Origin of the sequence: Frigoribacterium sp. CFBP 13707, assembly GCF_014842245.1 — a bacterium.
Taxonomy (GTDB): domain Bacteria; phylum Actinomycetota; class Actinomycetes; order Actinomycetales; family Microbacteriaceae; genus Frigoribacterium; species Frigoribacterium endophyticum.
In genome coordinates, this window is sequence record NZ_JACYVL010000001.1 from 98,084 (window position 1) to 122,345 (window position 24,262).

Sequence of the window (24,262 nt, forward strand, 5' to 3'; positions counted from 1 at the left end):
GCACCCCGCACCTCCCCCGCACACCGACCACCCGACACCTCCGAGGAGACCGATGAGCGTCTACGACGTCTGGGCCCCGACCGCCACCACCGTGCGACTGCACCTCGACGGCGAGGTGCTGCCGCTCGCGGCCGAGCCCGCCACCGGGTGGTGGCGCGCGCCCGCCGACCTCGACCGCGGGCCGGGCCACCGCTACGGCTTCCTGCTCGACGACGGCGACACGCCGCTGCCCGACCCGCGCTCGCGACGCCAGCCCGACGGCGTGCACGGCCTCAGCGAGACCTTCGACCCGGCGGCCTTCGCCTGGACCGACGAGGCCTGGACGGGCCGCCAGCTCGGCGGCGCGGTGATCTACGAGCTGCACCTCGGCACCTTCACCCCCGAGGGCACGCTCGACTCGGCGATCGAGAAGCTGCCGCACCTCGTCGAGCTCGGCGTCGACCTCGTCGAGCTGCTGCCGGTGAACGGCGTCAACGGGCGCTGGAACTGGGGCTACGACGGCGTCGACTGGTTCACGGTGACCGACAACTACGGCGGGCCGGAGGCCTACCAGCGCTTCGTCGACGCCGCGCACGCCGCGGGCCTCGGCGTGGTGCAGGACGTCGTCTACAACCACCTCGGCCCCTCGGGCAACTACCTGCCCGTCTTCGGCCCCTACCTCTCGAGCAAGCACGCCAACACCTGGGGCGACAACGTCAACCTCGACGACGACGGCGCGCACGAGGTGCGAGAGTTCATCCTCGACAACACGGCGATGTGGTTCACCGACTACCACGTCGACGCGCTGCGCCTCGACGCCGTGCACGCGCTCCGCGACGACTCGCCGGTGCACCTGCTCCAGGAGATGGCCGAGCGCACCGCGGCGCTGAGCGCCCACCAGCGGCGCCCGCTGACGCTGATCGCCGAGAGCGACATGAACGACCCGCGCCTGATCACCCCGCGCGACGGCGGCGGCTCCGGCCCCGACCACCGCCAGGGCTACGGCCTCGACGGGCAGTGGAGCGACGACTTCCACCACGCCCTGCACGTGGCGCTGACCGGCGAGACCACCGGCTGGTACGCCGACTTCGCGTCGCTCGACTCGCTCGCCAAGGTGCTCACGAAGGGCTTCTTCCACGACGGCACCTGGTCGTCGTTCCGCGAGACCGACCACGGCTTCCCGATCGACGTCGAGCACATGCCCGGCTGGCGCCTGGTCGTGGCGAACCAGAACCACGACCAGATCGGCAACCGCGCGATCGGCGACCGCCTCGCGGCCACGCTCGACGACGGCCAGCTCGTCATCGCCGCCGCCCTCACCCTGGCGTCGCCGTTCACGCCGATGCTCTTCCAGGGCGAGGAGTGGGCCGCGTCGACCCCGTGGCAGTTCTTCACCTCGCACCCCGAGGCCGACCTCGGCGAGGCGACCGCGAAGGGCCGCATCGCCGAGTTCGCGAAGCTCGGCTGGGACGAGTCGACCGTGCCCGACCCGCAGGACCCGGAGACCTACCGGCGCTCGAAGCTCGACTGGTCGGAGGTCGAGCAGGGGCGGCACGCCCTCGTGCTGAGCGCGTACCGCCGCCTGGCCGCCCTGCGACGCGCCGAGCCCGACCTGACCGACCCGCGCCTCCCCCGCGTCTCGGTCGAGCACGACGCCGACGCCCGCTGGCTCGTGCTGACGCGCGGCTCGCTGCGGGTCGCCGTCAACTTCGCGGAGCAGGAGGCGCGCGTCGCCGTGCCCTGCACCGAGGTGCTGTTCACGAGCGACGACGCCGTCACCGCCGGCGAGTCGCTGCTGCTGCCGCCGCACTCGGTGGCGATCGTCCGCTGAGGCAGCCGGCCCGCGGGCCGGAGGAGACGAGAGGAGGGGCGGGTCGTGTCGCGACCCGCCCCTCCTCTCGTCCGTCCGCGGCGGCTAGCGCGCCCGGAGGCCCGCCAGCTCGCCCGGCCGCACGCGGTGCGAGGTGGCCCGCACGCTCGGCAGGCGACGGTGCCGCAGCACGAGCTCGACGACCGCGCGGCTGCGCCGGGTCAGGCCCCACCTCGTGACCTTGACCAGCGACTCCCGCACGATCGACCCGCTCATCTTGGACGCGCCGTGCACGCGCTCGGTGAAGGTGATCGGCATCTCGACGACGCGGAGGCCGGCCTGCAGCGACCGCCAGAGCAGGTCGACCTGGAAGCAGTAGCCGCGCGACTCGACCTCGTCGAGGTCGATGCGCCGGAGGGCCTCGGCCCGGAAGGCCCGGAAGCCTCCGGTGGTGTCGGCGACCGTGATGCCGAGGGCGCCGCGGGTGTACCAGCTGCCGCCGCGGCTGAGCAGCCGCCGCCGGAGCGGCCAGTTCTCGACGCGGCCGCCGGGCACCCAGCGCGAGCCGAGCACGAGGTCGTCGTCGGCGAGCAGGGCGATCAGGGCGGGGAGGTCCTCCGGGTGGTGGGAGCCGTCGGCGTCCATCTCGACGAGGGCCGCGTAGCCGCGCTCGAGCCCCCAGGCGAAGCCGGCCAGGTACGCGGCGCCGAGGCCGGCCTTGCCGGTGCGGTGCAGCACGTGCACCCGGGGGTCGCGGGCGGCCCACGCGTCGGCGAGGTCGCCGGTGCCGTCGGGCGAGCCGTCGTCGACGACGAGAACGTCGACGGCGGCCCCGCTGTCGAGGGTGCGGCCGACGATCCAGTCGAGGTTCTCTCGTTCGTCGTAGGTCGGGATGATGACGAGTGCGTCGTTCACGGGGTGGTCCTTCCAGGTCGGGTGGGAGGGAGCGGGTCGGGTCGGGTCGGGTCGGGTCGGGTCGGGTCGGGTCGGGTCGGGTCGGGGGCGGTGCGGGGGCGGTGCGGGTGGTCCGCGCCGGTCAGGTGGCCGACACGAGGTCGGCGAACACGATGAGGTTGTCGACGTAGTGGCCGGTCGAGCGGTCGAACGTGCCGTCGCAGGTGATGAGGCGGAGGCTCGCCGTCGGGGTCGCCCCGTAGACGTCGCTGGTCGGGAAGGTCGCCTTGGGGGTCCGCTCGCTGCCCGTCACGCGGAAGGTCTCGACGCTGCCGGTCGAGAGCGTCACCTGCACCTCCGCGCCCACGGCGAGGTCGGCCAGGTCGACGAACACGGCGGGGCCGCTGCCGGAGTCGACGTGCCCGGCGATGACCGCCGGACCGACGCCGCCCGGCACGACGCCGTCGCGGTACCAGCCGGCCGACATCCACTCGCGGGGCGGCTCGAGCTCGCCCTGCGCACCGAGGCCGAGCGACTCGAGGCCGGAGTCGACACCGATCGAGGGGATCTGGACCCGCACCGGGGTCGAGCCTGCGGGAGGCGCGGTGACGTACGGTGCCGCCGGGTCCTGGAACGAGCCGGCGGCCCCGCTGCCGGGGTCGAGCGCCGGGTCGGTGGCGGCCCCGCCCGGGGCGGCCTGCGAGGCGCCGGCGCCGGCCTCGGCGCCCGTGCCGGTCGAGCTGCCCCGGTCGGGCTGCGCCGCGACGGCGCCGACGGTCACGCCGGCCGCGACGAGGAGGACGACCGCGACGCCGACGGCGACGGCGGCCCGCCGGTGGGCGGAGATGCGCTGCGCGAGGCTCATCGGGCCACCTCCAGCGGCGAGCACGCGCCGAGCGCGGACGCCTCGACCTGGAGCGCCGCGAGGGCGGCCCACGCGGTGCCGTAGTAGGTCGGGGTCGACTGGGCGAGGGCGTCGGCGCGTCGCAGGTCGGCGGAGGCCTCCTCGTGCTGACCCGCGCTCGCCTCGGCCGCGGCGCGGGCCGCGTAGGCGAGCGGGCTCTGGTCGGCACCGATCGACTGCCCGCCGAGGTCGAGCTGCATCGGCAGGTCGTCGTAGCGCTGCAGCACCGGCGCGAGCCGGGCGGCGAGGGCGACGTCGTCGGGGGTGCACGACTCGGCGTAGCGGAGCGCGAGGCGGGCCGCGTCGTAGCTGTACTGCACGGTGCCCGACGTGCCGTCGGCGCCCGGCAGGGGCACGACGCTGCCGTCGCGGCGCACCTGGGCCCAGTCGCTCGGCAGGGCCGTCGCGTCGAGCACGGCGGTCGTCACGGCGCGCGAGCCGGCCTCGAGCTCCGACCAGCGCGGGTCGCCGCTGGCCTCGGCCAGCTGGGCGAAGCTCGCGGGCGACGCGTACGAGGGGTTGTACGACCACGGGCCGTCGCCGGCCGCCCAGGGGCCGGGCAGCAGGATCCGCCCCACGTCGGTGACGGCGGTCATCTCGTCGAGCACGGCACCGCCGAGGTCGACGCCCTGCTCGGTGAGCGACGGGTCGCCGAAGGCCTCGCCGGCGAGCACGAGGGCCCGCGCGGCGTCGACGTCGGCGTCGCTGGCCGGCATGTCGTCGACGACGGCGCCGTCGGCCCAGCGCCAGGCCAGCAGGCCGTCCTCGCGCACGAGGTTCTCGCGGGTCCAGCGCCAGATCGCGTCGAAGCGCTGCTCGTCGCCGACGCCGACGGCGACGAGCATGCCGTAGGCCTGCCCCTCGCTGACGGTGTCGTCGCCCTGGTCGCGGCGCACGACGCGGCCGTCGTCGTCGACCCAGTCGTCGAGGAAGCCCTCGCCGATCTCGGTCGCCGTGCGGGCCTGCGGGGTCGGGGTGCCGGCGCCGGGCGTGCCGGTCGCGTCGGCGGCCGGCTCGTCGGACGACGGGCCCGAGGGGCCGCCGACGACGAGCCAGGCGACGCCGGCCGTGAGGGCGACGGCCACCACGACGACGACGGCCAGGAGGGCCTTCGTTCTGCGGGTCATGCTGCTCTGCTCTCTGCTGGTGGGGCGGTGCGGTGCGGGAGCGGTGCCGGGAGGCGCGGCGCGCCTCCCCGGGTCACGCCCCGAACCAGCCGAGGACGGTCGCCCAGAAGCCCCGGGGCTGGTCGCCGTCGGCCGCGTCGGCCGTCGCGTCGGCCGCCCGGTGCTCGGCGAGCCAGCCGCCGCCGGTCTGGACGCCGCCGACCGGTGCCTGCGCCGTCGCGGCGCTGTCGACGACGGGGACGACCGTGAGGCCGCCGTCGGAGTCGTCGAGCACGAAGAGCGTGCTGATGCTGCCCGCGGCGAGGTCGACCGAGCCGGAGCCGGTCACGTCGTCGCCGGTGAGCGAGAGCCGCCACGGGCCGGCCGCGACCTGCGCGTACTGGCTGGCGCTGCCGAAGGGCGCGTCGGCGGCGATCGTCGTGCCCGTCGTCGTCGCGACCGAGACCTCGTCGCTGACCGTGGCGGCCTGCACGAGGCGCACCTTGGCCTGGCCGTCGGAGGGCGCGGTCAGGTCGTCCTTGAACACCTGGGTGCGCAGGTCGTCGTTCGGGCCGTACGCCACGGTCGTGATCGGCTGGCCGCTGTCGACCGTCACGTTCGTCGTGATGACCGGCTTCGTGCGGGCCGGCGAGTCGGCGGCCGTCATCGAGACCACGTAGGTGCCCGCGGGCAGCGCCTGGTAGGCGCTGACCTGGCCGTAGGTGACGTCGTCGAGGTCCATCACGACCTGCCCGCCCGAGAGCGAGGTGAGGGTGACGTCGACGGCCTTCGTGTCGGGCGACAGGTGGCCGACGCGCACCCAGCCGTCGCCGTCGGCGGCCTGGGCGGGCGAGGCGGCGACGAGCGACCCGGCGAGGGCGACGGCCGCCGCGGCGGCGAGGGCGAGCGGTGCCGCGAGGCGGCGCCGCGACGGGGTCGCCGCGGTGCCGACGGGGGTGCCGGGCGTGCCGGGGGCGGTGCGGGAGGCGGTGGTGCGGAGGGAGCGGATCGTGCGGATCACGGTGGTTCCTATCCGGTCGGGGTGCTCCGCCCTGGCGGGCGGAGCCGGTCTGGAGGGTCGAGGCCCGCGGGGTGCGGGCCTCGACCGGGCGGTCACGGGGCGAGGAGCCCCTCGGGCGGCACGGCGGAGAAGGTCACGCGGAGGGCGTCGCCCTCCTGCTCGACCGACTGCGGCGCGTACACGTCGCCGAGGCCCTCGAGGGTGGCTCGGAGGTCGGTGAGGGACTCGCCGCCGCCGGGCGTCACGACGAACTGGCGGAAGAGCGACTCCTGCTCGCCGGGCAGCCCCTCGGGGTCGGCGACGGAGACCGGGGCGATGGCGGCCAGCTGCCCGAGCACGATCACGGCGCGCGGGTCGAGGCGGCCGTCGGTCAGGGCCTGGTCGAAGGTCGACGACACCTGCAGGCCGGGGTTCTGCGCGAGCTCGGAGCCCGCCCGCGACCGGGCCGCGGCGGCCTCGTCGGCCGTGCGCTGGGCCTCCGCGGCCCCGTCACGGTCGATGCGGCGGACGGCGACCTGCTGGTCGCCCTCGCCGAACGAGGCCACGACGGTCGAGCTCTCGAGCGCCTGCCGGACGTCGGCCGAGGCCAGCCCCGAGGTGCGGACCGACTCCGTCTCGAACAGGTAGTCGCTGTCGCGCCAGCCGTTCGGCGACTGCGCCTGGACGGCGCCGTCGGTGTCGATCTTGTAGAACCAGATGACGTTCTCCCGGGCGAACCCGGCGTTCACCAGGTCGACCCAGACAGCGTCGTCGACGAGCAGCCGGCTGTCGGTCGGCACGTTCTGCTCGACCCAGGTCTCGGCGTTCCGCATCGGGGCGTCGAGGTCGGCGTCGACGAAGCCGCGCAGCTGCACGGCCCAGAGCGGCACGACGGCGACGACGGCGACCGCCGTGACGGCCAGCCACGCGACGGCGCCCGTGCGGGCGGCGACGGTGGACGCGCGCCCGGCGCGGCGGGCCCGGACGGCCCGGACGGCGTCGTCGGTGGCGGCCGCGATGAGCAGGGCCGCGAACGGCAGCAGCATGATGACGTAGGGCACGGGCAGGTACCCGCCGGGGCGGAACATGAACGCGACCAGGAAGACGAGCATCACGGCGATCGGACGGACGCGACGGAGGAAGAGTCCCACCACCGCGGCCACGACGCCCAGCACGATCAGCACCGGGTCGAGCTGCCACCACTGCGAGACGGTCGCGAAGAAGAGGCTGCCGGTGTCGAACACGGAGCCGCTGGCCTCGCGGGTCGCGAGCTGGAACTGCACGCCCTCGAGCAGGCTCACCCGCCCGGCGCCGGGCAGCAGCTCGCCCTTGACGGCGGCGAGGGCGACGTACCCGAGGCCGACCAGCACGAGGAGGCTCGCGGCGATCGAGAGGGTGTAGCGGCGCGTCGACCGGTCGGCCCCGCGCCACATCGTCCACGCCAGGAAGGGCAGGGCGAGGAGGTACGTCTCCTTGCTCAGCACGGCGATGCCGAAGGTGAGCGAGGCGGCAGCGTACCCGGCCAGCTGGTAGCGCCGGCTCAGGGCGAAGACGAAAGCGGCGAGCAGCCACGGCGTCGCGATGTTGTCGAGGTAGACGGTGCGGTGGAACTGCAGCGCCAGGGGCGAGACCGCGAACACCAGGGCCGCGACGGCCGCCGCCGGCCGGCTCAGGCCGAGCTTGCGACCGAACAGCCAGACGAGCACGACAGCCACGAGGGTGAACGCGAGCACCGCCTCCCGGGCGGCCAGCACCGCGATGTCGTAGCGCGAGAAGGCGCCGGTCAGCGAGGTGTAGGCCGCGATCTGCAGCCAGCCCACCGGCGGGTGGTCGTACCAGTAGGTGTAGTGGGTCAGCTCGCCGAGGTGCTGCACGGCCCAGGCCTGGGCCGTGTAGGTGCCCTCGTCGTCGATGCGCTGCGGCGACCCGGCCATGTTCCAGGCCTGCACGGTCGCGGCGATCGCCAGCACCGGCAGCAGCCAGGCGAGGCTCCGGCCGTGGCGACGGAACCACTCGCCGACGGGGGTCCGCCCGCGGCCCGGAGCGGGCTCGTGGACGCGGGGCACGGCGGGGCGGACGGGGGCGGCGGGCCGCTCGATCGTGGCGGTCATCGGTCGCTCCCCACGGTCGCGAGGGCGTCGACGGGCTGGCCGACGACGACGGGCGGCGAGCTCGGGGCACCGCTGACGGAGGCGCCGGGCGCGACCGCGGGACGGTGCGTGCCCGAGTGCTCCGTCTTCTCCCACGCGTTCATCCCGCGCAGCTGGCGCCAGACGGCCCGCACGGCGGCGAGGGCGAGGAAGATCTGGTAGGGCAGGAGGCCCCAGACGAGGCGGGCGTAGTCGCGCACGCGGACCTTCTGGCCGTACGTCTTGCCGAACTCGTGCAGCCCCGTGAACTCGACGGCCAGCAGCACCAGCGTGGGTGCGAGCGGCACGAACGAGACGAGCGCGATGGCCGTCGGCACCTTGACGGTGAGGATGAGCACGACGCTGATCGGGATGAGCAGGCCGGTGGCCGCCTGGATGAACGGCATGGTGAGCAGGTAGCGGGCCATCAGGCGCTGACGCAGGGTCGGCAGCTGACGCCACTCCCCCTTGCCGTAGACCTGCATGAAGCCCTGGTTCCAGCGGGTGCGCTGCTTGAGCAGCGAGACGAAGGTGCCGGGCGTCTCCTCACGGGTGACGACCTCGGGGCTGTAGGCGACGACGACCTTCGCGCCGGCGCTCGACAGGCGCACGCCGAGCTCGCAGTCCTCGGCGAGGCACGAGGCGTCCCAGCCCTCCGACCAGTCGAGCCACTCCTTGCGGACGAAGACCGTGTTGCCGCCGAGCGGGATGAACTTCTCCTTGGCGTGGAAGTGCAGGCGCGAACGGAACCAGAAGTAGTACTCGAGCACGTTGCGGAGGCTCCACCAGCTGGACTGGAAGTTCATCAGCTGCACGCCGCCCTGGACGACGTCGGCGTCGGTCTCGGTGAAGCGCGAGTCGACGAGGGTCAGCAGGCGCGGGTGCACGTCGTCCTCCGCGTCGAAGACCCCGACGATCTCGCCCCGCGAGGTCTGCAGCGCCAGGTTGAGCGCCTTCGGCTTGTTCTTCGGCACGCTCGAGTCGACGATGACGCGGATGAGCTCGGGGTGCCGGGCGGCGGCCTCCCGGGCGACGCGCTCGGTGCCCGGGTCGTCGTGCCCGACGATGGCGATGATCTCGAAGTCGGGGTGGTCCTGCTGGGCGAGGCGGTCGAGCGTCTGGCCCATCACCTCCTCCTCGTGGCGCCCCGGGACGAGGAGCGTGAACGAGTGCGCCGCGTCGAGCGGCGAGTCGCTGAAGCGGCTGCCCTCGAGGGTGTCCTTGGAGCGCCAGGCGTGGAGCATCCACCACAGCGTCGAGACGGCGACCGCGGTGAGGAGGACGGTCACCAGGACGAGGCCCGAGTAGCCGATCCACTCGAGCGGGCTCCAGTCGGGCAGCGAGAAGCCGGGCACGCCGTCGCCGAGCCCGGAGGTGCTGCCGCGGTTGGGCAGCACCTGCGAGGGGTCGGCAGGCGCCTGGGGCGTCAGCAGCGGTTCCGGCTCGCCGGCGGCGAGGACGGAGGTCGCGAGGTGGGTCAGGGGGGACGGCACGGGTCGGTCTCCTGTCGGGTGTCAGGGTCGGGGGGAGTCGCGTCCACGTCGTCGGGGACCAGGTCGGGCGCGCTCGGGTCGGGTCGAGCGGTCGGGTGGGTCAGGTCGTGGTTCGGCGGCCCCCGGTCGGGGGGTTGGGTGCGGGGTACGGGATCCCGGCGAACTGCCAGGTGCCCGACACACGGCGTTCACACGGCCCCCGGCCGGGGGGCAGGGCGTCGACACGCGCCTCCACGGAGCGTCGGGTGGCGCGTACGGTGACGACATGGAATTCCGACACCTCGGCCGCAGCGGCCTCAAGATCTCCGAGATCACCTACGGCAACTGGCTCACCCACGCCTCGCAGGTCGAGAACGACGTCGCGACGCAGTGCGTCCGTGCCGCCCTCGACGCGGGCATCACGACCTTCGACACCGCCGACGCCTACGCGAACACCGCCGCGGAGCAGGTGCTCGGCGACGCCCTGGCCGGCGAGAGGCGCGAGAGCCTCGAGATCTTCACGAAGGTCTACTGGCCCACCGGCCCGCGCGGCCACAACGACGTCGGGCTGAGCCGTAAGCACGTGCTCGAGTCGATCGACGGGTCGCTCCGCCGCCTGGGCACCGACTACGTCGACCTCTACCAGGCGCACCGCTACGACAGCGCGACTCCCCTGGAGGAGACGATGCAGGCCTTCGCCGACGTGGTGCGGCAGGGCAAGGCGCTCTACATCGGCGTCAGCGAGTGGACGGCCGAGCAGATCCGCGCCGGCCACGAGCTCGCCCAGCAGCTCGGCGTGCAGCTGATCTCGAACCAGCCCCAGTACTCGATGCTGTGGCGCGTCATCGAGCAGGAGGTCGTGCCCGCCAGCGTGCAGCACGGCGTCAGCCAGATCGTCTGGTCGCCGGTCGCGCAGGGCGTCCTGAGCGGCAAGTACGCACCGGGAGCCGAGCTGCCCGCGGGCAGCCGGGCCACCGACGCCAAGGGCGGCGCCGACACCATCAAGCGGTTCATGACCGACGAGGTGCTCACCGGCGTCGCGGCCCTGAAGCCGGTCGCCGACGACCTCGGCCTCACGATGGCCCAGCTCGCCGTCGCGTGGGTGCTGCAGAACGACAACGTCGCCTCGGCGATCATCGGGGCTTCCCGCCCCGAGCAGGTGGCCGACAACGCCGCCGCCGCGGGCGTCCGCCTGCCGGCCGAGGCCATGACCGCGATCGACGCGGCCGTGGGCCACCTCGCCGAGACCGACCCGGCGAAGACGGTCTCCCCCGCCGAGCGCCCCGCCTGACCCTCGGCCCGGTCTCCCGGTCGGCCGCCGCCCCGGCGACGGCCGACCGGGTCACAGCACCTGCATCGACGCTGTTCACCGATCAGCCACGCGGATCGGGAATGCTCGACCTGTCGATGCTCTTGCATATACTCGTACCACCTTCGGTGACACGTCACCGATCCACGACCACCTCACACGTCACCACCTCAAGGAGAACACCATGGCCATCACCGCAGAGAAGATCCCCGCCGGCACCTGGACCCTCGACCCCACCCACAGCGAGGTCTCGTTCAGCGTCCGCCACCTCGCGATCAGCAAGGTCAAGGGCTCGTTCGAGCGCTTCGACGCGAGCCTGGTCACCGACGACGACCACACCGCGAGCAAGGTCACGGCCTCGATCGACGTGGCCTCGATCAACACGAACCAGAAGGACCGCGACGGCCACCTGCAGACCGGCGACTTCTTCCTCGCCGAGGAGCACCCGCAGATGACGTTCACCTCGACGAGCATCGAGGAGAAGGGCGACGACGCCTTCCTCGTGCACGGCGACCTGAGCCTCCGCGGCGTCACCAAGCCCGTCACCCTCAAGAGCGAGTTCGGCGGCCTCGTCGTCGACGGCTACGGCCAGACGAAGCTCGGCTTCTCGGCCACGACGAAGATCGACCGCACCGAGTTCGGCGTCAGCTGGAACGCGGCGCTCGAGGCCGGCGGCTTCACGCTCGGCAACGACGTCACCGTCACGCTCGAGATCCAGTTCGTGCTCTCGGCGTAGTCACGACGCTCCCCGGAGGGCCCGCACCTGCTCAGGCAGGGGCGGGCCCTCCGTCGTTGCCTCTGACGGCCACCGCGCCTCCCCCGGTCCGCGGCGCCAGGGCCCGGCGGAGCACCGCCCGTTCGAGCAGGGTCCAGGAGGCGCTGGTCACGAGGTAGAGCGCGGCGGCCAGCGGGGCGAAGGCCGCGAAGACGACGCTGACGAACGGCAGCACCCGCAGCAGCCCCGTCATGCCCGGCACGGCGGCGGGGCCCGCGGCACCGGCAGCACCGGCAGCACCGGGCAGCGGTGCCGCAGTCGGCCCCGCCGCCCGCAGCGAGGCGCGCCGGGTCAGCTCGACGACGACCGCGAGCACGGCGAGCAGCACGAGGTACGGCCACACCGTCGCGAGGCCCGCGCCGAGGGCCACGGGCAGGTTCGCCCCCAGCACGGCCCCGCCCAGGGTGTGGCTGAGCAGCTCGTTCGCGTGGCCCGCGATCGTCGGGTGGGCGAAGAGCGAGTAGACGGCCGTCAGCACCGGGGCCTGGGCGAGGGTCGGGAGGCAGCCCGCGAGCGGCGAGACCTTCTCCGACGAGTACAGCTCCATGAGGCGCCGGCTGCGCTCCTGGGGGTCGGTGACGCGGCGGGTCAGCTCGGCGACGCGGGGCGCGAGACGGCGTCGGCCGATCTCGGCGCGCACCTGCGAGACCCCGACGGGCACCAGCACCAGCCGGACGACGACGGTGAGCAGGACGACGGCGAGCGCCGACGAGAGGTCGCCCACGGCGGGCTCGACCAGGGCGGCGAGCAGGGCGACGAACGAGTGGAGGCCGTCGAGGACGACGGCGACGGGCGGGAAGGCGGACAGGTCCACGGAGGGGCTCCTCGGTCAGAGAGACGGGTGACGTCGTCTGGCCGCCGCGACGGGTCGCGGGTGAGCGTCGGGTCAGGCGGCCGGGAGCGCCCGGCCCGGAGCGCGGGCGCGCACGTGTCCGTCCGCGTCGGGGTCGCGCTGGAACACGAGGAGGCGCACGTCGGCCCCCTCGCTCAGCACCCGTCGCGCTGGTGCGGGCGCGAGGCCGCACAGCGCCAGCAGGGCACGGCCCAGCCCGGTCGCCACGAGCACCGTGGCCGCGCCGAGCAGCGAGACGACGACCGCGGCGGAGGCCGGGTCGCCGCCCTGGGCGGCGAGGGCCTGCACCACGTGCTCGAGCGGCGCGAGCACGCGCGCCAGGAGCTCGAGCAGGGTCGTCATGCGAGCGACCCTAGCCGGTGAGGCGCTACCGTGGCGACTGTTCCGCTGAGGGCCGACCTCGGGAAGGCCGCCGCGCCTCCGGCGGTTGGGCCCCAGCAGACCGCGACACCGCTCCGCCGCCGGCGCCGTCGGTGGTCGTGACGCCCCTGCCTCGAGAGGACGCCCCATGACCGTCGACTGGATCACCCTGCAGCAGCGCGCGCACGACGAGTTCGCCCGACGGGTGGAGGCGGTGGCCGACTGGGACGCCCCCACGCCCGACACCGAGTGGCGGGTCCGTGACCTCGTCCGGCACGTGACCCGCGAGCAGCAGTGGGTGCCGCTGCTGCTCGACGGCGGCGACCCGTCGGCCTCCGAGCGCTCGATCGAGCCGCTCGACGACGACCTCGTCACCGCGTGGCACCGCTGGTCGTCGGCCGCGACGGCCGCCTGGGCCGAGGCCGACCCCGAGGCGCCCGTCCGCCTGAGCGCCGACGTCGTGCCGGCCCGGGAGTACCTCGCCGAGCAGGTCGCCGACGTCACCATCCACACCTGGGACCTCGCCCGGGCGATCGGCGCCGACGAGAGCCTCGACGACGAGCTCGTGGCGGCCGTGTGGACGGTCTTCGAGCCGCAGGCCGACGCCCTCGAGGCCTCCGGGCTGTTCGCGAGCCCCGTGCCGGTCGACGACGACGCCCCGCTGCACGTGCGGCTGCTGGCGCTGACCGGGCGCGACGCGCGCTGACCCGGCGCGACGCGCGCTGACCCGGCGCGACGCGCGCTGACCGAGGCGCAGTCCCGGTCCGCCCTCGGCGACCACGCAGCTTCCCCCGCCCCCCGGCTGGTTCGATGGCCGCATGAGCTCCGACACCGCGCCCGACCGCCCCTGGCTGCACAGCTACGCCCCGGGCGTCCCCGCCGACATCGAGCCCGTCACCGGCACCCTCGTCGACCTCATCGACGACGCCGTCGCCGCGCACCGCAACCGCACGGCGCTCGAGTTCTTCGGGCGGGAGACGAGCTACCGCGACCTCGGCGACGAGATCGCCCGGGCCGCCGAGGGCCTCCGCAAGCTCGGGGTCGGGGCCGGTGACCGGGTCGCGATCCTGCTGCCCAACAGCCCCCAGCACGTCGTCGCGTTCTACGCGGTCCTGCGCCTCGGCGCGGTCGTCGTCGAGCACAACCCGCTCTACACCGACCGCGAACTGCGCCACCTCTTCGAGGACCACGGCGCGACCGTGGCGATCGCGTGGGACAAGCTGGTCGACCGCCTCCGGGCGCTGCCGAGCGACATCGGCTTCCGCTCGGTCGTCTCGGTCGACGTCACGCGGGCGATGCCGCTGGCGACCCGGCTGGCCCTGACCCTGCCGGTGCCGGCGGCCCGGAAGTCGCGCGAGGCGCTCACCTCCCGCACCCGCGGCGACCTCACCTGGCCCGAGCTCGTCTCGTCACGCCCGCTGCGGCGCCGGCACCCCCGTCCCGCCCTCGACGACGTCGCCCTGCTGCAGTACACGAGCGGCACGACCGGCTCGCCGAAGGGGGCCGTGCTGACGCACCGCAACCTGCACAGCAACGCCGTGCAGGGGCGCACCTGGGTGCAGGGCATCCGCGAGGGCGAAGAGACCGTCTACGGCGTGCTGCCCTTCTTCCACGCCTACGGCCTCACCCTGTGCCTCACCTTCGCGATGAGCATCGGCGCCCGCCTCGTGCTCTTCCCGAAGTTCGACGTCGACCTCGTGCTCAAGGCCGCGGCGAAGCACCCGCCGACGTTCCTGCCCGCCGTGCCGCCGATCTACCAGCGCCTGGCCGAGGCGGCGGCGGAGCGCGGCGTCGACCTGAGCAGCGCCCGCTTCGCGATCTCGGGGGCGATGAACCTGCCCCTGTCGACGGTCACCGCGTGGGAGGGCGTGACGGGCGGGATGCTCGTCGAGGGCTTCGGCCTCACCGAGACGTCTCCCGTCGCGCTCGGCAACCCGATGGGCCCGACGCGACGCCCGGGCACCGTCGGCGTGCCGTTCCCGTCGACGGAGGCGCGGGTCGTCGACCGTGACGCCCCCGACCCCGAGCGCCCGGTGACGCCGGGCGCGGCCGGTGAGCTGATCCTCCGGGGCCCCCAGGTGTTCCAAGGGTACTGGAACCGCCCCGACGAGACCGCCGAGGCCTTCCTGCCCGGCGGCTGGTTCCGCACCGGCGACATCGTCAGCATGAGCGCCGACGGGTACGTCACGATCGTCGACCGCATCAAGGAGCTCATCGTGACCGGCGGCTTCAACGTCGCCCCCTCCGAGGTCGAGGAGGCCGTGCGCGGCGCCGCGGGCGTCGCCGAGGTCGCGGTCGTGGGCATCCCGCGCGCGGGCGGCGGCGAGGACGTCGTCGCGGCCGTCGTGGCGAGCCCGGGCGCGACGATCGACCCCGAGGCCGTCCGCGACCACGCCCGGGAGCAGCTCGCCGCGTACAAGGTGCCGAAGCGCGTCGTCGTCGTCGACGAGCTGCCGCGCTCGCTGATCGGCAAGGTGCTGCGCCGCGAGGTGCGCGACTCCCTCATCGCCGGGCGCTGAGCCGGGGCTCGGCTACAGCCCGCCCCAGCGGGAGATCGGCCAGACGATCACGAACGCCCGCCCGACGACGTGGTCGAGCGGCACGAACCCGTCATAGGGCCCGCTCTGGTGCAGCCGGGAGTCGGCGGAGTGCGCGCGGTTGTCGCCCATCACCCAGATCGCGCCCTCCGGCACGGTCACGTCGAACGGGATGGTCGACGCGGGCCCGTCGGGGTCGGCCAGGTACGGTTCGTCGACCGGTTCGCCGTTCACGAGCATCCGCCCCTCGGCGTCGCAGCACGAGACGGTGTCGCCCGGCAGCCCGACCACGCGCTTGATCAGCTCGTCGTCTCCCCCGACGCTCCCGCCGGGCAGCCAGCCGCCCGGGTCGTGGAAGACGACGACGTCGCCGCGGTCGAGGTCGACGAGGTCGGGCACGAGCTCGTTCACGATCACCCGGTCGTCGATCATCAGCGTGTCCTCCATCGACGCCGACGGGATGTAGAACGACCGCACCAGGAAGGTGCGGACGCCCCACGACACGAGCAGCGCCACGAGGACCACCACGACGAGGTCGCGCAGCCAGCGCCACGACGAGCCGGGGCGGGCGGGAGGCGCGGCACCGGCCCCCGAGGTCGCTGCCGTCCCCGGGCCTGCCGTCTCGCTCATGCCGTCATCCTGCCAGGGCGGAGCCGCCCGCCGGCTGCGCGCCTGACGAGCCCGGACCACGCCGCACGGCGATGCTCAGGCGGCGGTCCAGCCGAGCCGCTCGAGACGCGCCAGAGCGTGCTCCTCCGCCACCGGGCGGGCGCCGAGAACGCCGCCGATCGCCCCGAGCATCGCCTGCGCCGGGCCGGCGGTCGGCAGCGCGACCGGGCCCAGGTGGGGAGGCTGCAGGTCGAGCAGCTCGCGGAACCGCGGCTGCAGGGTGCCGACGGCTCCGTTGAACAGCACGGGGTAGCCGAGCCGCAGCACAGGGAAGAGCGGCGGTCGCCGGATGAACCGGACCACCTCGTCGGTCCGCGCCGTGCACTCGAGCACGCCCCGGCGGTCGAACTCCATCAGCTGGTGCTGCATCTCGGCGACGGTGCGGGGCGGGTCGACGACCCCCATCAGCTCGCCGGCCGTGGCCCACTCGCGCACGTAGGCGTCGGGGCCGCCCGGCACCTCACCGTGCCCCCACTGCTGGAACGCCGCGAGGAAGGAGTCGGCGAAGGCCATGTGCACCCAGCTGAGCAGCTCGGGGTCGTTGGCCGCGTAGTCGTGGCTCACGCCGTGGCGGTCGTCGTACTGCCCGACGACCTTCGTGTGCAGCCGCGTGACCCAGCCCGACGCCCGCGTCGCCGCCTCGCGGCTGCCGTACGACACGGTGTAGATCCAGCGGATCGTGCCGGCCAGCCGCCCCAGGGGGTCGTCGCGGAACCGCGAGTGGTCGTGCACCCCGGCGAGCGCCCCCGGGTGGAGGGCCTGTACGAGCAGCGCACGGACGCCCGCGGCGATGGTCGACATCGAGCCGTGCACCGCCCAGACGGCCGACCCGGGCAGGAAGAACCCCTCGTCGTCGCCCTTCTCGAGGTCGGTCACCCACTCGGGCGTGCCCGTGTACTGGCCGTTGAACGTGTACTGCAGGCGGGCGCGGAGCGGCTCGGTGAGGGCGGGCATGCACCGATCATGCGCCGCACGTCTGGGCGCGGGGGCCACGCGGGCGCCTTCTGTCTCGACGTCGAACCGCCTGGCCGGCACCGCGCCTCCTCGACGGGCCCTCCGCGGTCGTGCGGGAGCCCGCGAGGAGGCGCGGTGCAGGAGGAGCGGCCGGCTCAGTTCCCGTGCGCCTCCTCCGCGACGGGCTGCCACTCGCGCCAGGTCGCGAGGCGCTGCTCGTAGTCGGCCTCGGCGATGCCGAGGGGCGCCTTGCCGAAGAAGACGCGCAGGGGCGGCTGCTCGGCGTCGACGACCTTGAGGATCGCGCCGCGGGTGGCGTGCGGGTCGCCCGGGTCGGCCGCCGACGGTCGCTCGGACGCAGCCTCGCGCACCTCGGCGTAGGCCTCGAGCTCGTCGCTGCGGGAGGCCGACGGGCCCGACCAGTCGGTCGAGAAGCCGCCGGGCTCCACCAGCGTGACGTGCACGCCGAAGCCGGCGACCTCCTGCGAGAGCGCCTGGCTCATGCCCTCGAGCGCCCACTTCGACGCGTGGTAGATGCCGACGGTGGGGAAGGCGCTGACGCCTCCGATGCTCGAGACCTGCACGACGTGGCCGCTGCTCTGGGCCCGGAGGATCGGCAGGGCGGCCTGCGTGACCCACAGCGCGCCGAAGAAGTTCGTCTCGAGCTGGGCCCTGGCCTCCTCCTCGGTGAGCTCCTCGACCATGCCGAAGTGGCCGTAGCCGGCGTTGTTGACGACGACGTCGAGCCGGCCGAAGTGCTCGGCGGCACGCTGCACGGCGGCGACGTCGGCCTCGCGGTCGGTGACGTCGAGCTCGATCGGCAGGAAGGCGTCGGGGTACTGCTGCACGAGTGCGTCGACGGTCTCGAGCCGGCGGGCGGTGCCCGCCACGCGGTCACCGCGCTCCAGCGCGGCCTCCGCCCACTCGCGGCCGAAGCCCTTCGACGCCCCGGTGATGAACCAGACCTTGCTCACGGTGTTCCTCTCGTCGTGGTGACCGCCTCGGGTGGGGGCGGCCCCGATCATCCAACGCCGTAGAGTGGCCGGGTGACCATCGAGACCCCGCGTCCCTGGCTGACCTCCTACGCTCCCGGCGTCCCCCACGACATCGAGCCCGTCACGGGCTCGCTCCTCGACCTGGTGGAGGGCTCGGCGAAGAGCTACCCGCGGGCCGTGGCGCTCGAGTTCTTCGGGGCGACGACGTCGTACTCCGAGCTCGTCGAGCAGATCAGCCGGGCCGCCGAGGGCCTGCGTGGCCTGGGCGTCCGCCACGGCGACACCGTCGCCCTCGTCATGCCCAACAGCCCGCAGCACGTCGTGGCCTTCTACGCGGTGCTGCGCCTCGGGGCGATCGTCGTCGAGCACAACCCCCTCTACACGCCGCGCGAGCTGCGCCACCAGTTCGAGGACCACGGCGCCAAGGTCGTCGTCGCGTGGGACAAGGTGGTCGAGACCCTCCAGGACTTCCCCGCCGACGTCGCCCCCGACGCGATCGTGTCGGTCGACGTGACGCGCGGCATGCCCCTCGCCACCCGGGCGGCCCTCCGCCTGCCGATCTCGAAGGCCCGGGAGTCGCGCGCCAAGCTGACCACGAGCGTCCGGGGCACGACGCCGTGGGAGAAGATCGTGGGCTCGTCGCGCATCAAGGCGAAGCACCCGGCGCCCTCGACGGACGACCTGGCGGTCATCCAGTACACGAGCGGCACCACGGGCACCCCGAAGGGCGCCCAGCTGACCCACCGCAACCTGCTCGCCAACGCCGCGCAGTCGCGCGCGTGGGTGCCGACGATCGAGCGCGGCCGCTGCACCGTCTACGCGGTGCTGCCGATGTTCCACGCCTACGGCCTCACGCTCTGCCTCACCTTCGCGATGAGCATGGGCGCCCGCCTCGTGCTGTTCCCGGCCTTCGACCCGGCCCTCGTGCTCAAGGTCATGAAGAAGCGGCCGCCGACCTTCCTGCCGGCCGTCCCGCCCATCTACACGCGCCTCCGGAAGGCCGCCGACGACGCCGGCGTCTCGCTGCAGGGCGTCGAGGTCGCGATCTCGGGCGCGATGCCCCTCTCGGCCGAGGTCGTCGAGCCGTGGGAGGCCGAGAGCGGCGGCTGGCTCGTCGAGGGCTACGGCCTGTCGGAGTGCTCGCCCGTGCTGATGGCGAACCCGGTCGGGCCCACGCGCCGCGCCGGCACGGTCGGCCTGCCGCTGCCCGGCACCGAGGTGCGCGTCGTCGACCCGGAGAACCCGACCGTCGACGTGCCGGCCGGCGAGAGCGGGGAGCTGATCGTGCGCGGCCCCCAGGTGTTCAGCGGTTACTACCGCAAGCCGCAGGAGTCGAACGAGGTCTTCGTCGACGGCGACTGGTTCCGCACCGGCGACATCGTCACGATCGACCCCGACGGGTTCGTGCGCATCGTCGACCGCATCAAGGAGCTCATCATCACCGGCGGGTTCAACGTCAGCCCCTCCGAGGTCGAGGAGGTGCTGGTGCGCTTCGACGGCGTGACCGAGGCCGCCGTCGTCGGGCTGCCGAGCCCCGGCGGCGAGCAGGTCGCCGCGGCCATCGTCGTCGAGCCGGGCGCGAACGTCGACGTGCAGGCGCTCCGCACCTTCGCGCGGTCGCACCTGACGCCGTACAAGGTGCCCCGCCGCATCGTCGTGGTCGACGAGCTGCCGAAGTCGCTGATCGGCAAGACGCTGCGCCGCAAGGTCCGCGACCAGCTCGCCGACCGCTAGCCCGGGGCTGGCCGGCCAGCCCCGGGGCTGGCCGGGCAGCCCCGGGGCTGGCCGCGCAGCCGGGCGCTGGCGGGCAGCCCGGGGCTGACCGAGCAGCCCGGCGTCAGCCGGGTAGCCGGCCGGCGAGCAGGGCGTAGAGCAGCGGCACGGCCGACGCGGCCATGAGCACCGTGCCGAGGCCGTCGTCGTCGGTGCGCAGCACGGCGCCGGCGATGAGCAGGCCCGCGAAGAGCACGGCCGCGAGCACCCGGCGGGCCGTCCGCTCGATGCGACCGAGCTGACGCTCGATGCGCGGGCTGCCGACCTCCAGCGTGCCGTCCTCCAGGCGCGTGACGAGGTGGTCGAGCCGACCGGGCAGCCGGACGGTGACGTCGGCCGCGGCGAGGGCGCGTCGCGCGACGTCCTGCACGGCGTTGCCGCGCTCGTCGCGGACGAGCTGCGCCGCGTAGGGCTCGACGGAGTCCCAGAGGTTGAAGACCGGGTCGAGGGCGCTGGAGACGCCGGAGGTGAGGGTGACGGCGCGGAGCACCAGCAGGAAGTCCTCGGGCAGCTGGAACGGCAGGGCCCGGATCAGGTCGCCGAACTGGCCGGCGAACTCGCGGTACTCCCGAGGGTCGACCTCACGCAGCTCGGCGAACCCCATTCCGCCGAAGCGGGCGAAGGTGGCGCTGACCGCCCGCTCGAGCTCACGGGTGTCGGCGCTGGGCAAGAGCACCCCGAGGTCGCGCATCGCGTTCACCATGCCGCTGCCGTCGCGGGAGGCGGCGGCGATCAGCAGCGTTCGCAGACCGTTCCGGGTGCCGGTGGGCACCTCCCCCATCATCCCGAAGTCGATGAAGGTCAGCCGCCAGGGGCGTTCCCCCTCGGCGGCGGCCACCGGGGTGACGAAGATGTTGCCGGGGTGCGGGTCGGCGTGGAAGAAGCCGTTCGTGAAGAGCTGGTCGAACATCACCGCGGCGAAGACGGGGGCGACCTCGACCGGGTCGATGCCGGCGGCGCGGAGGCCGTCGACGTCGGTGATCTTGATCGCCGAGACGTCCTCGAGCACGAGCACCTTCCGCGTCGAGCGCTCCCAGACGACGTCGGGCACGCCGACCCGGTCGTCGTCGGCGAAGTCGGCCGCGAAGCGCGCCGAGTTCGCGGCCTCGTTGAGGTAGTCGATCTCTTCCAGGCTCGTCCGCGCGAACTCCTCGACCAGGGCAGGGGCGTCGACGCGGTCGGAGACCAGGCGGACGTGGCTCAGCCAGCCGCCCACCTTGCGGAGCGCGGCGAGGTCGACGTCGACGATCCGGTCGATGCCGGGCCGCTGCACCTTGAGCACGACGTGGACGAGCCCGGTGTCGGCGGAGTCGACCGCGCCGAGCGTCGCCCGGTGCGCCTGGCCGAGGGAGGCGGCGGCGATCGGCTCGGGAGAGACGGCGGTGAAGACGCGGTCGAGGGGCATGCCCAGCTCGGCCTCGGCGAGCGCCCGGATCTCGGGGAACGGCACGGGCGTCACCTCGTCTTGCAGACCCTCGAGCTCCTTCGTGATCTCGGGCGGGAGGACGTCCAGGCGCGACGAGAGGTACTGCCCGACCTTGATCATCAGCCCGCCGAGGTCGAGCGCCAGCGCGTGGAAGCCGCGTGCGAAGCGCTGCATGCGTCGGGCGCGGGTACGCTCGGCGACCCAGCGCAGGCCGAACCTCGGCAGCACCAGCTCGAACCACCAGGTCACGGCGAGGTGACGGGAGGCGAACCGGAGGATGCGCCGGTACCGGGCCCGCCCCGCGCGGTCGCGCAGGGCGTCGCCCGGCTCACCGGCTCGGGCTGAGGCTGTGGGGGTCGGGAGGGGGGCGGTCGGTGCCACCCGCGTCAGTCTCGAGCGAGGATCGAGTAGATGCGGCGACGGGCCTCGTCGAGGGCCGCCACCGCCTCGTCGATCTGCGCGGCGGTGCCGGTGCGGCCCACCTGCGCCGTGGCGCGGGCGAGCTCGATGCCGGCCTTGGGCAGGGCGGTGCGACGGTCGCCGGAGGAGCGCGGGGCGGACCACGGGTCGGACGGGTCGACGCCCGCGGCGGCGCGGCCGGTGTCGGTCAGCGAGTAGACCTTGCGGCCGTCGGTCTCCTCCGCGACGACGAGGCCCTCGTCGGCGAGCAGCTGGAGGGTCGGGTAGACGGAGCCGGCGCTGGGCTTCCAGTCGCCGCCCGTGCGCTCCTCGATCTCGTGGATGACCTGGTAGCCGTGCATCGGCCGCTCGGAGAGGAGGGCGAGGATCGCCGCGCGGAGCTCGCCGCGAGGGGCGCGGGCGCCGTCGCGGCGGTCGAAGGTCGACCGGAGCTGGTCCATGGCCTGCCACATGCCGTCGAGGTCGACGGGGAACGAACCGGGTGTGCGCGAGGTGCTCATGATGATCTCCAGTCGAGGGTCGAGCGATGCCCGAACGATATACCTGGCCCCCGACACGGAGCCGGGCGGGCGCTCAGGCTGGCACCGCGCCTCCCGCGCTCGGCCCCGCCGTCGCCCGAGCGGTCACGACCGGCGGCTCTCGCCCCCACCGGCAGCAGTTCGCGACCACTCGGGGGGCCTCAGTCGCTCGGCACGAGATCCCGGTCGGCGTCGGGGTCGAAGCCGTCGTCGTAGCGGTCGACGTCGAGCTCGACGGCCTCGATGCGGAACTGGTCCAGGAAGCGTCGGAAGCCAGGGTCGAGGCGGAGGCGACGGGCGGCTCGGCGGGCCTCGCCCTCCGACCGGAAGAAGCCGATCTGCTTGACGTCGACGAGCGGCCACTCGGTGTGCGACCCCCGCGGGCGGAGGTGCGTCAGCGACCAGACCCTCGTCACTCCTCGCGCCCCTCGGCGTCGTACGAGAAGAAGCCGCCGACCCAGGCGGGTTCATCGACCGGCCACCTCTCGATGCGGAGGGGCTCCACCTCGTCGACGGCGCCGAGGCGCCCGTCGAAGCCCCGCTGGGTCCGGGCGCGGTCAGCAGCCGCCCGGGCACGTGCCCTCGTCGAGTACACGCCGAAGAGGCGGGGGAAGGCGACCTCCTCGTAGTCGTGCACCGTGGCGGTCCAGTAGTGCACGACGGCCCACACGAGGCGCGGTCTCGGCGCAGCGGGCTCGGCGGGTCGGCTCATGCGCCCAGGGTAGGGCGACGACGCGGCGGGCGACGACGGAGCGTGGGCTACGACGAGGGCAGGCCGGCGGCGAGCTCGTCGAAGAAGCCGGCCCAGCCGGCGGCGGTCGCGTCACGCTGCTCGGCCGAGAAGCCCGGCGTCTGCTGTGTGAAGCGCATGCGGGTGGCGCCGTCGACCGCGGCGAGCTCGACCACCATCGTCGCGCGAGCGGGCGACGCCGGGTCGTCGGTGAGCGTCAGGACGAGGCGCTCGTCGGGCGCGACCTCGACGAACTCGCCGGCCCAGCTGAGGGCGTTCCCGTCGGGCAGCACCATGGTCGCCGACCAGGCCCGCCCCGCGACGGCCTCGTAGTCGAGGGCGTCGAGCGGCACGTCGACGGCCGGTCCGCCGAACCACCGCGCGAAGTCGGCCGCGGTCGTCCAGGCCGAGAACACGGCGGCGGGAGGCGCGGTGAAGGTCCGGACGATCTCGATGCCGTCGGCAGCCTGGTCGCTCATCGGGGGTGCTCCTCGGTTCGGTGGCGGAGGCCCGGGCGGGCGACCGGCCGGAGTCGGTGGTCGGCCCTCGCGGGCCTGGTGGCAGTGTCCCAGGCCCCGGCCGGCCGCGCCAAGGCCGCGCGACCGCAGGTGCCCGCGACCGCGGGCGCCCGCGCCCAGCTCCGCCCCAGGGCGGACACGGTCCCGCCCTGGGGAGGACGACTCCGGGCCGCCCGGCCCGCGACCATGGGCCGTGCCCTTCACCCCCAGCCACGCGGTCGTCGCCCTGCCGTTCGTCCGGAGCCCGCTGCCCTTCGGCGCCGTCGCCGTCGGCTCGATGGCGCCCGACCTGCCGCTCTTCTTCCCCGTCGGGGTGACGTACGAGACCACCCACGGCGTCCCGGGCCTGCTCGTGGTCTCCGTGCCGCTCGGGGCGTTGCTCTACCTGGTGTGGCTCCGGGTGCTGCGACCCGGCGCCGGGGTGCTGCTGCCCCCGGTCGTCGGCACGCGCCTCCCGCCGAGCTGGACCGTGCCCGGAGCGGTCTCGCCCGGCCACCTCCTCCGGGTGCTCCTCGCCGTCGCCGTCGGCGTGCTCACGCACGTCGGGTGGGACGCCTTCACCCACCCCGGGCGGCTCGGCAGCACCCTGCTGCCCGCCCTGGCGGAGCCGTGGGGCCCCTTCGTCGGCACGCAGTGGGCGCAGTACGGGTCGTCGGTCGTCGGGCTCGCCGTGCTCGCGGTCGCCGGGGCGCGGTACCTGCGGCGCGCACCCGTCAGCGCTCGGCCTCGACCGTCACGGTCGCGGACCGTCTCGTGGTGGCTCGCCGTCGCCGCCCTGGTCACGGGCCCCGTCGCCGTGGCGGTCACCCGCGGGCTGCCGTCCGACGTCGGCACGGCGAAGTCGTTCGTGTTCTTCGCGGGCACGGCCTCGGGCGCGCTCCTGCTGCTGCTGGCCGTCGGGGCGTCCGTCGCCGTCCAGCTCGGACGACGCGTCGGAGGGCGCACCGAGGGCGTCGCGACCCCCGAGGAGCCGTTCGACGGTCGGGGCGAGGGCGCTGCACCATGACCGGGTGCCTGAACTCGACGAACTCCGCGCCACCGCCCACCCGGCACAGGCAGCCGGCCCGAGCTGCAGAACCCGACCACGCGCCTCCTGATGACCGGAAAGTCAGGTACCAGGACGCCGGGAGC

Annotated in this window: 23 protein-coding genes; 7 read left to right on the forward strand and 16 right to left on the reverse strand. The window is 74.3% G+C overall.

Annotation, left to right across the window (positions count from 1 at the left end; genetic code table 11):
• The first annotated feature begins 52 nt into the window (after positions 1-52).
• Positions 53-1,810, forward strand: a complete 1,758-nt coding sequence (gene treZ, locus IFT45_RS00470; protein WP_056056486.1) for a malto-oligosyltrehalose trehalohydrolase — start codon at positions 53-55, stop codon at positions 1,808-1,810.
• Positions 1,811-1,894: 84 nt separating this feature from the next.
• Here the strand turns inward: treZ and IFT45_RS00475 are convergent, their stop codons facing one another.
• From IFT45_RS00475 to IFT45_RS00500, 6 genes are all read right to left on the reverse strand, one after another.
• Positions 1,895-2,704: a polyprenol monophosphomannose synthase gene (locus tag IFT45_RS00475; RefSeq protein WP_167259698.1), complete on the reverse strand. Its 810-nt coding sequence runs from the start codon at positions 2,702-2,704 to the stop codon at positions 1,895-1,897.
• Between the two features lie 121 nt (positions 2,705-2,825).
• Entirely contained in the window at positions 2,826-3,548 is a 723-nt protein-coding gene (locus tag IFT45_RS00480; protein WP_192126155.1) for a class F sortase, read from the reverse strand.
• Positions 3,545-4,714, reverse strand: a complete 1,170-nt coding sequence (locus IFT45_RS00485; protein ID WP_192126157.1) for a glycosyl hydrolase family 8 — start codon at positions 4,712-4,714, stop codon at positions 3,545-3,547. Before IFT45_RS00485 ends, IFT45_RS00480 begins: the two co-directional genes overlap by 4 nt.
• Before the next feature lie 73 nt (positions 4,715-4,787).
• On the reverse strand, positions 4,788-5,714 hold the full coding sequence (locus tag IFT45_RS00490; RefSeq protein WP_192126159.1) for a DUF4397 domain-containing protein: 927 nt from the start codon (positions 5,712-5,714) through the stop codon (positions 4,788-4,790).
• A 92-nt stretch (positions 5,715-5,806) separates the two neighbouring features.
• Entirely contained in the window at positions 5,807-7,804 is a 1,998-nt protein-coding gene (locus IFT45_RS00495; RefSeq protein ID WP_192126161.1) for a glycosyltransferase family 39 protein, read from the reverse strand.
• Positions 7,801-9,315: a glycosyltransferase gene (locus IFT45_RS00500; RefSeq protein WP_235491244.1), complete on the reverse strand. Its 1,515-nt coding sequence runs from the start codon at positions 9,313-9,315 to the stop codon at positions 7,801-7,803. Before IFT45_RS00500 ends, IFT45_RS00495 begins: the two co-directional genes overlap by 4 nt.
• A 265-nt stretch (positions 9,316-9,580) precedes the next feature.
• Here IFT45_RS00500 and IFT45_RS00505 point away from each other — a divergent pair, with 265 nt between their 5' ends.
• Complete coding sequence (locus IFT45_RS00505; RefSeq protein WP_056056491.1) at positions 9,581-10,585, forward strand: aldo/keto reductase family protein; 1,005 nt, start codon at positions 9,581-9,583, stop codon at positions 10,583-10,585.
• Positions 10,586-10,787: 202 nt separating this feature from the next.
• A complete protein-coding gene (locus IFT45_RS00510; protein WP_056056492.1) occupies positions 10,788-11,339 on the forward strand; it encodes a YceI family protein in 552 nt (183 codons plus the stop codon).
• A 31-nt stretch (positions 11,340-11,370) separates the two neighbouring features.
• Here IFT45_RS00510 and yidC read toward each other — a convergent pair whose 3' ends face one another.
• Positions 11,371-12,192 (reverse strand): membrane protein insertase YidC, encoded by an 822-nt coding sequence (gene yidC, locus IFT45_RS00515; RefSeq protein ID WP_192126164.1) that lies wholly within the window; start codon positions 12,190-12,192, stop codon positions 11,371-11,373.
• 72 nt (positions 12,193-12,264) lie between these two features.
• On the reverse strand, positions 12,265-12,573 hold the full coding sequence (locus tag IFT45_RS00520; RefSeq protein ID WP_056056494.1) for a DUF6412 domain-containing protein: 309 nt from the start codon (positions 12,571-12,573) through the stop codon (positions 12,265-12,267).
• Positions 12,574-12,739: 166 nt separating this feature from the next.
• Here IFT45_RS00520 and IFT45_RS00525 point away from each other — a divergent pair, with 166 nt between their 5' ends.
• On the forward strand, positions 12,740-13,297 hold the full coding sequence (locus IFT45_RS00525; protein ID WP_056056495.1) for a TIGR03086 family metal-binding protein: 558 nt from the start codon (positions 12,740-12,742) through the stop codon (positions 13,295-13,297).
• Between the two features lie 112 nt (positions 13,298-13,409).
• Positions 13,410-15,110 carry a long-chain-fatty-acid--CoA ligase gene (locus IFT45_RS00530; protein WP_192126166.1) on the forward strand — a complete coding sequence of 567 codons (1,701 nt, stop codon included), beginning with the start codon at positions 13,410-13,412 and terminating at the stop codon, positions 15,108-15,110.
• Positions 15,111-15,122: 12 nt separating this feature from the next.
• On the opposite strand, the gene lepB is transcribed toward IFT45_RS00530, so the two are convergent.
• From lepB to IFT45_RS00545, 3 genes are all read right to left on the reverse strand, one after another.
• A complete protein-coding gene (lepB, locus tag IFT45_RS00535; RefSeq protein WP_192046069.1) occupies positions 15,123-15,758 on the reverse strand; it encodes a signal peptidase I in 636 nt (211 codons plus the stop codon).
• 75 nt (positions 15,759-15,833) lie between these two features.
• The gene (locus IFT45_RS00540; protein ID WP_185233218.1) at positions 15,834-16,751 is read right to left on the reverse strand and encodes an oxygenase MpaB family protein; all 918 of its coding nucleotides are present in this window, start codon (positions 16,749-16,751) and stop codon (positions 15,834-15,836) included.
• Between the two features lie 155 nt (positions 16,752-16,906).
• A complete protein-coding gene (locus IFT45_RS00545; RefSeq protein ID WP_371810812.1) occupies positions 16,907-17,725 on the reverse strand; it encodes an SDR family oxidoreductase in 819 nt (272 codons plus the stop codon).
• 72 nt (positions 17,726-17,797) lie between these two features.
• Between IFT45_RS00545 and IFT45_RS00550 the strand changes: the two genes are divergently transcribed.
• Positions 17,798-19,480 (forward strand): long-chain-fatty-acid--CoA ligase, encoded by a 1,683-nt coding sequence (locus tag IFT45_RS00550; protein ID WP_192126170.1) that lies wholly within the window; start codon positions 17,798-17,800, stop codon positions 19,478-19,480.
• Positions 19,481-19,583: 103 nt separating this feature from the next.
• On the opposite strand, the gene IFT45_RS00555 is transcribed toward IFT45_RS00550, so the two are convergent.
• From IFT45_RS00555 to IFT45_RS00575, 5 genes are all read right to left on the reverse strand, one after another.
• Entirely contained in the window at positions 19,584-21,260 is a 1,677-nt protein-coding gene (locus tag IFT45_RS00555) for an AarF/ABC1/UbiB kinase family protein (protein WP_056058831.1), read from the reverse strand.
• A gap of 71 nt (positions 21,261-21,331) precedes the next feature.
• Positions 21,332-21,865, reverse strand: a complete 534-nt coding sequence (locus IFT45_RS00560; RefSeq protein ID WP_244637581.1) for a PadR family transcriptional regulator — start codon at positions 21,863-21,865, stop codon at positions 21,332-21,334.
• A gap of 179 nt (positions 21,866-22,044) precedes the next feature.
• Positions 22,045-22,299: a hypothetical protein gene (locus tag IFT45_RS00565; protein WP_185233231.1), complete on the reverse strand. Its 255-nt coding sequence runs from the start codon at positions 22,297-22,299 to the stop codon at positions 22,045-22,047.
• Complete coding sequence (locus IFT45_RS00570; protein WP_156370048.1) at positions 22,296-22,595, reverse strand: hypothetical protein; 300 nt, start codon at positions 22,593-22,595, stop codon at positions 22,296-22,298. Before IFT45_RS00570 ends, IFT45_RS00565 begins: the two co-directional genes overlap by 4 nt.
• A gap of 47 nt (positions 22,596-22,642) precedes the next feature.
• Positions 22,643-23,092, reverse strand: coding sequence for an SRPBCC domain-containing protein (locus IFT45_RS00575; RefSeq protein ID WP_192126172.1), 450 nt, complete (start codon positions 23,090-23,092; stop codon positions 22,643-22,645).
• Positions 23,093-23,324: 232 nt separating this feature from the next.
• Between IFT45_RS00575 and IFT45_RS00580 the strand changes: the two genes are divergently transcribed.
• On the forward strand, positions 23,325-24,137 hold the full coding sequence (locus IFT45_RS00580; protein ID WP_192126174.1) for a DUF4184 family protein: 813 nt from the start codon (positions 23,325-23,327) through the stop codon (positions 24,135-24,137).
• The last annotated feature ends 125 nt before the right edge of the window (positions 24,138-24,262 follow it).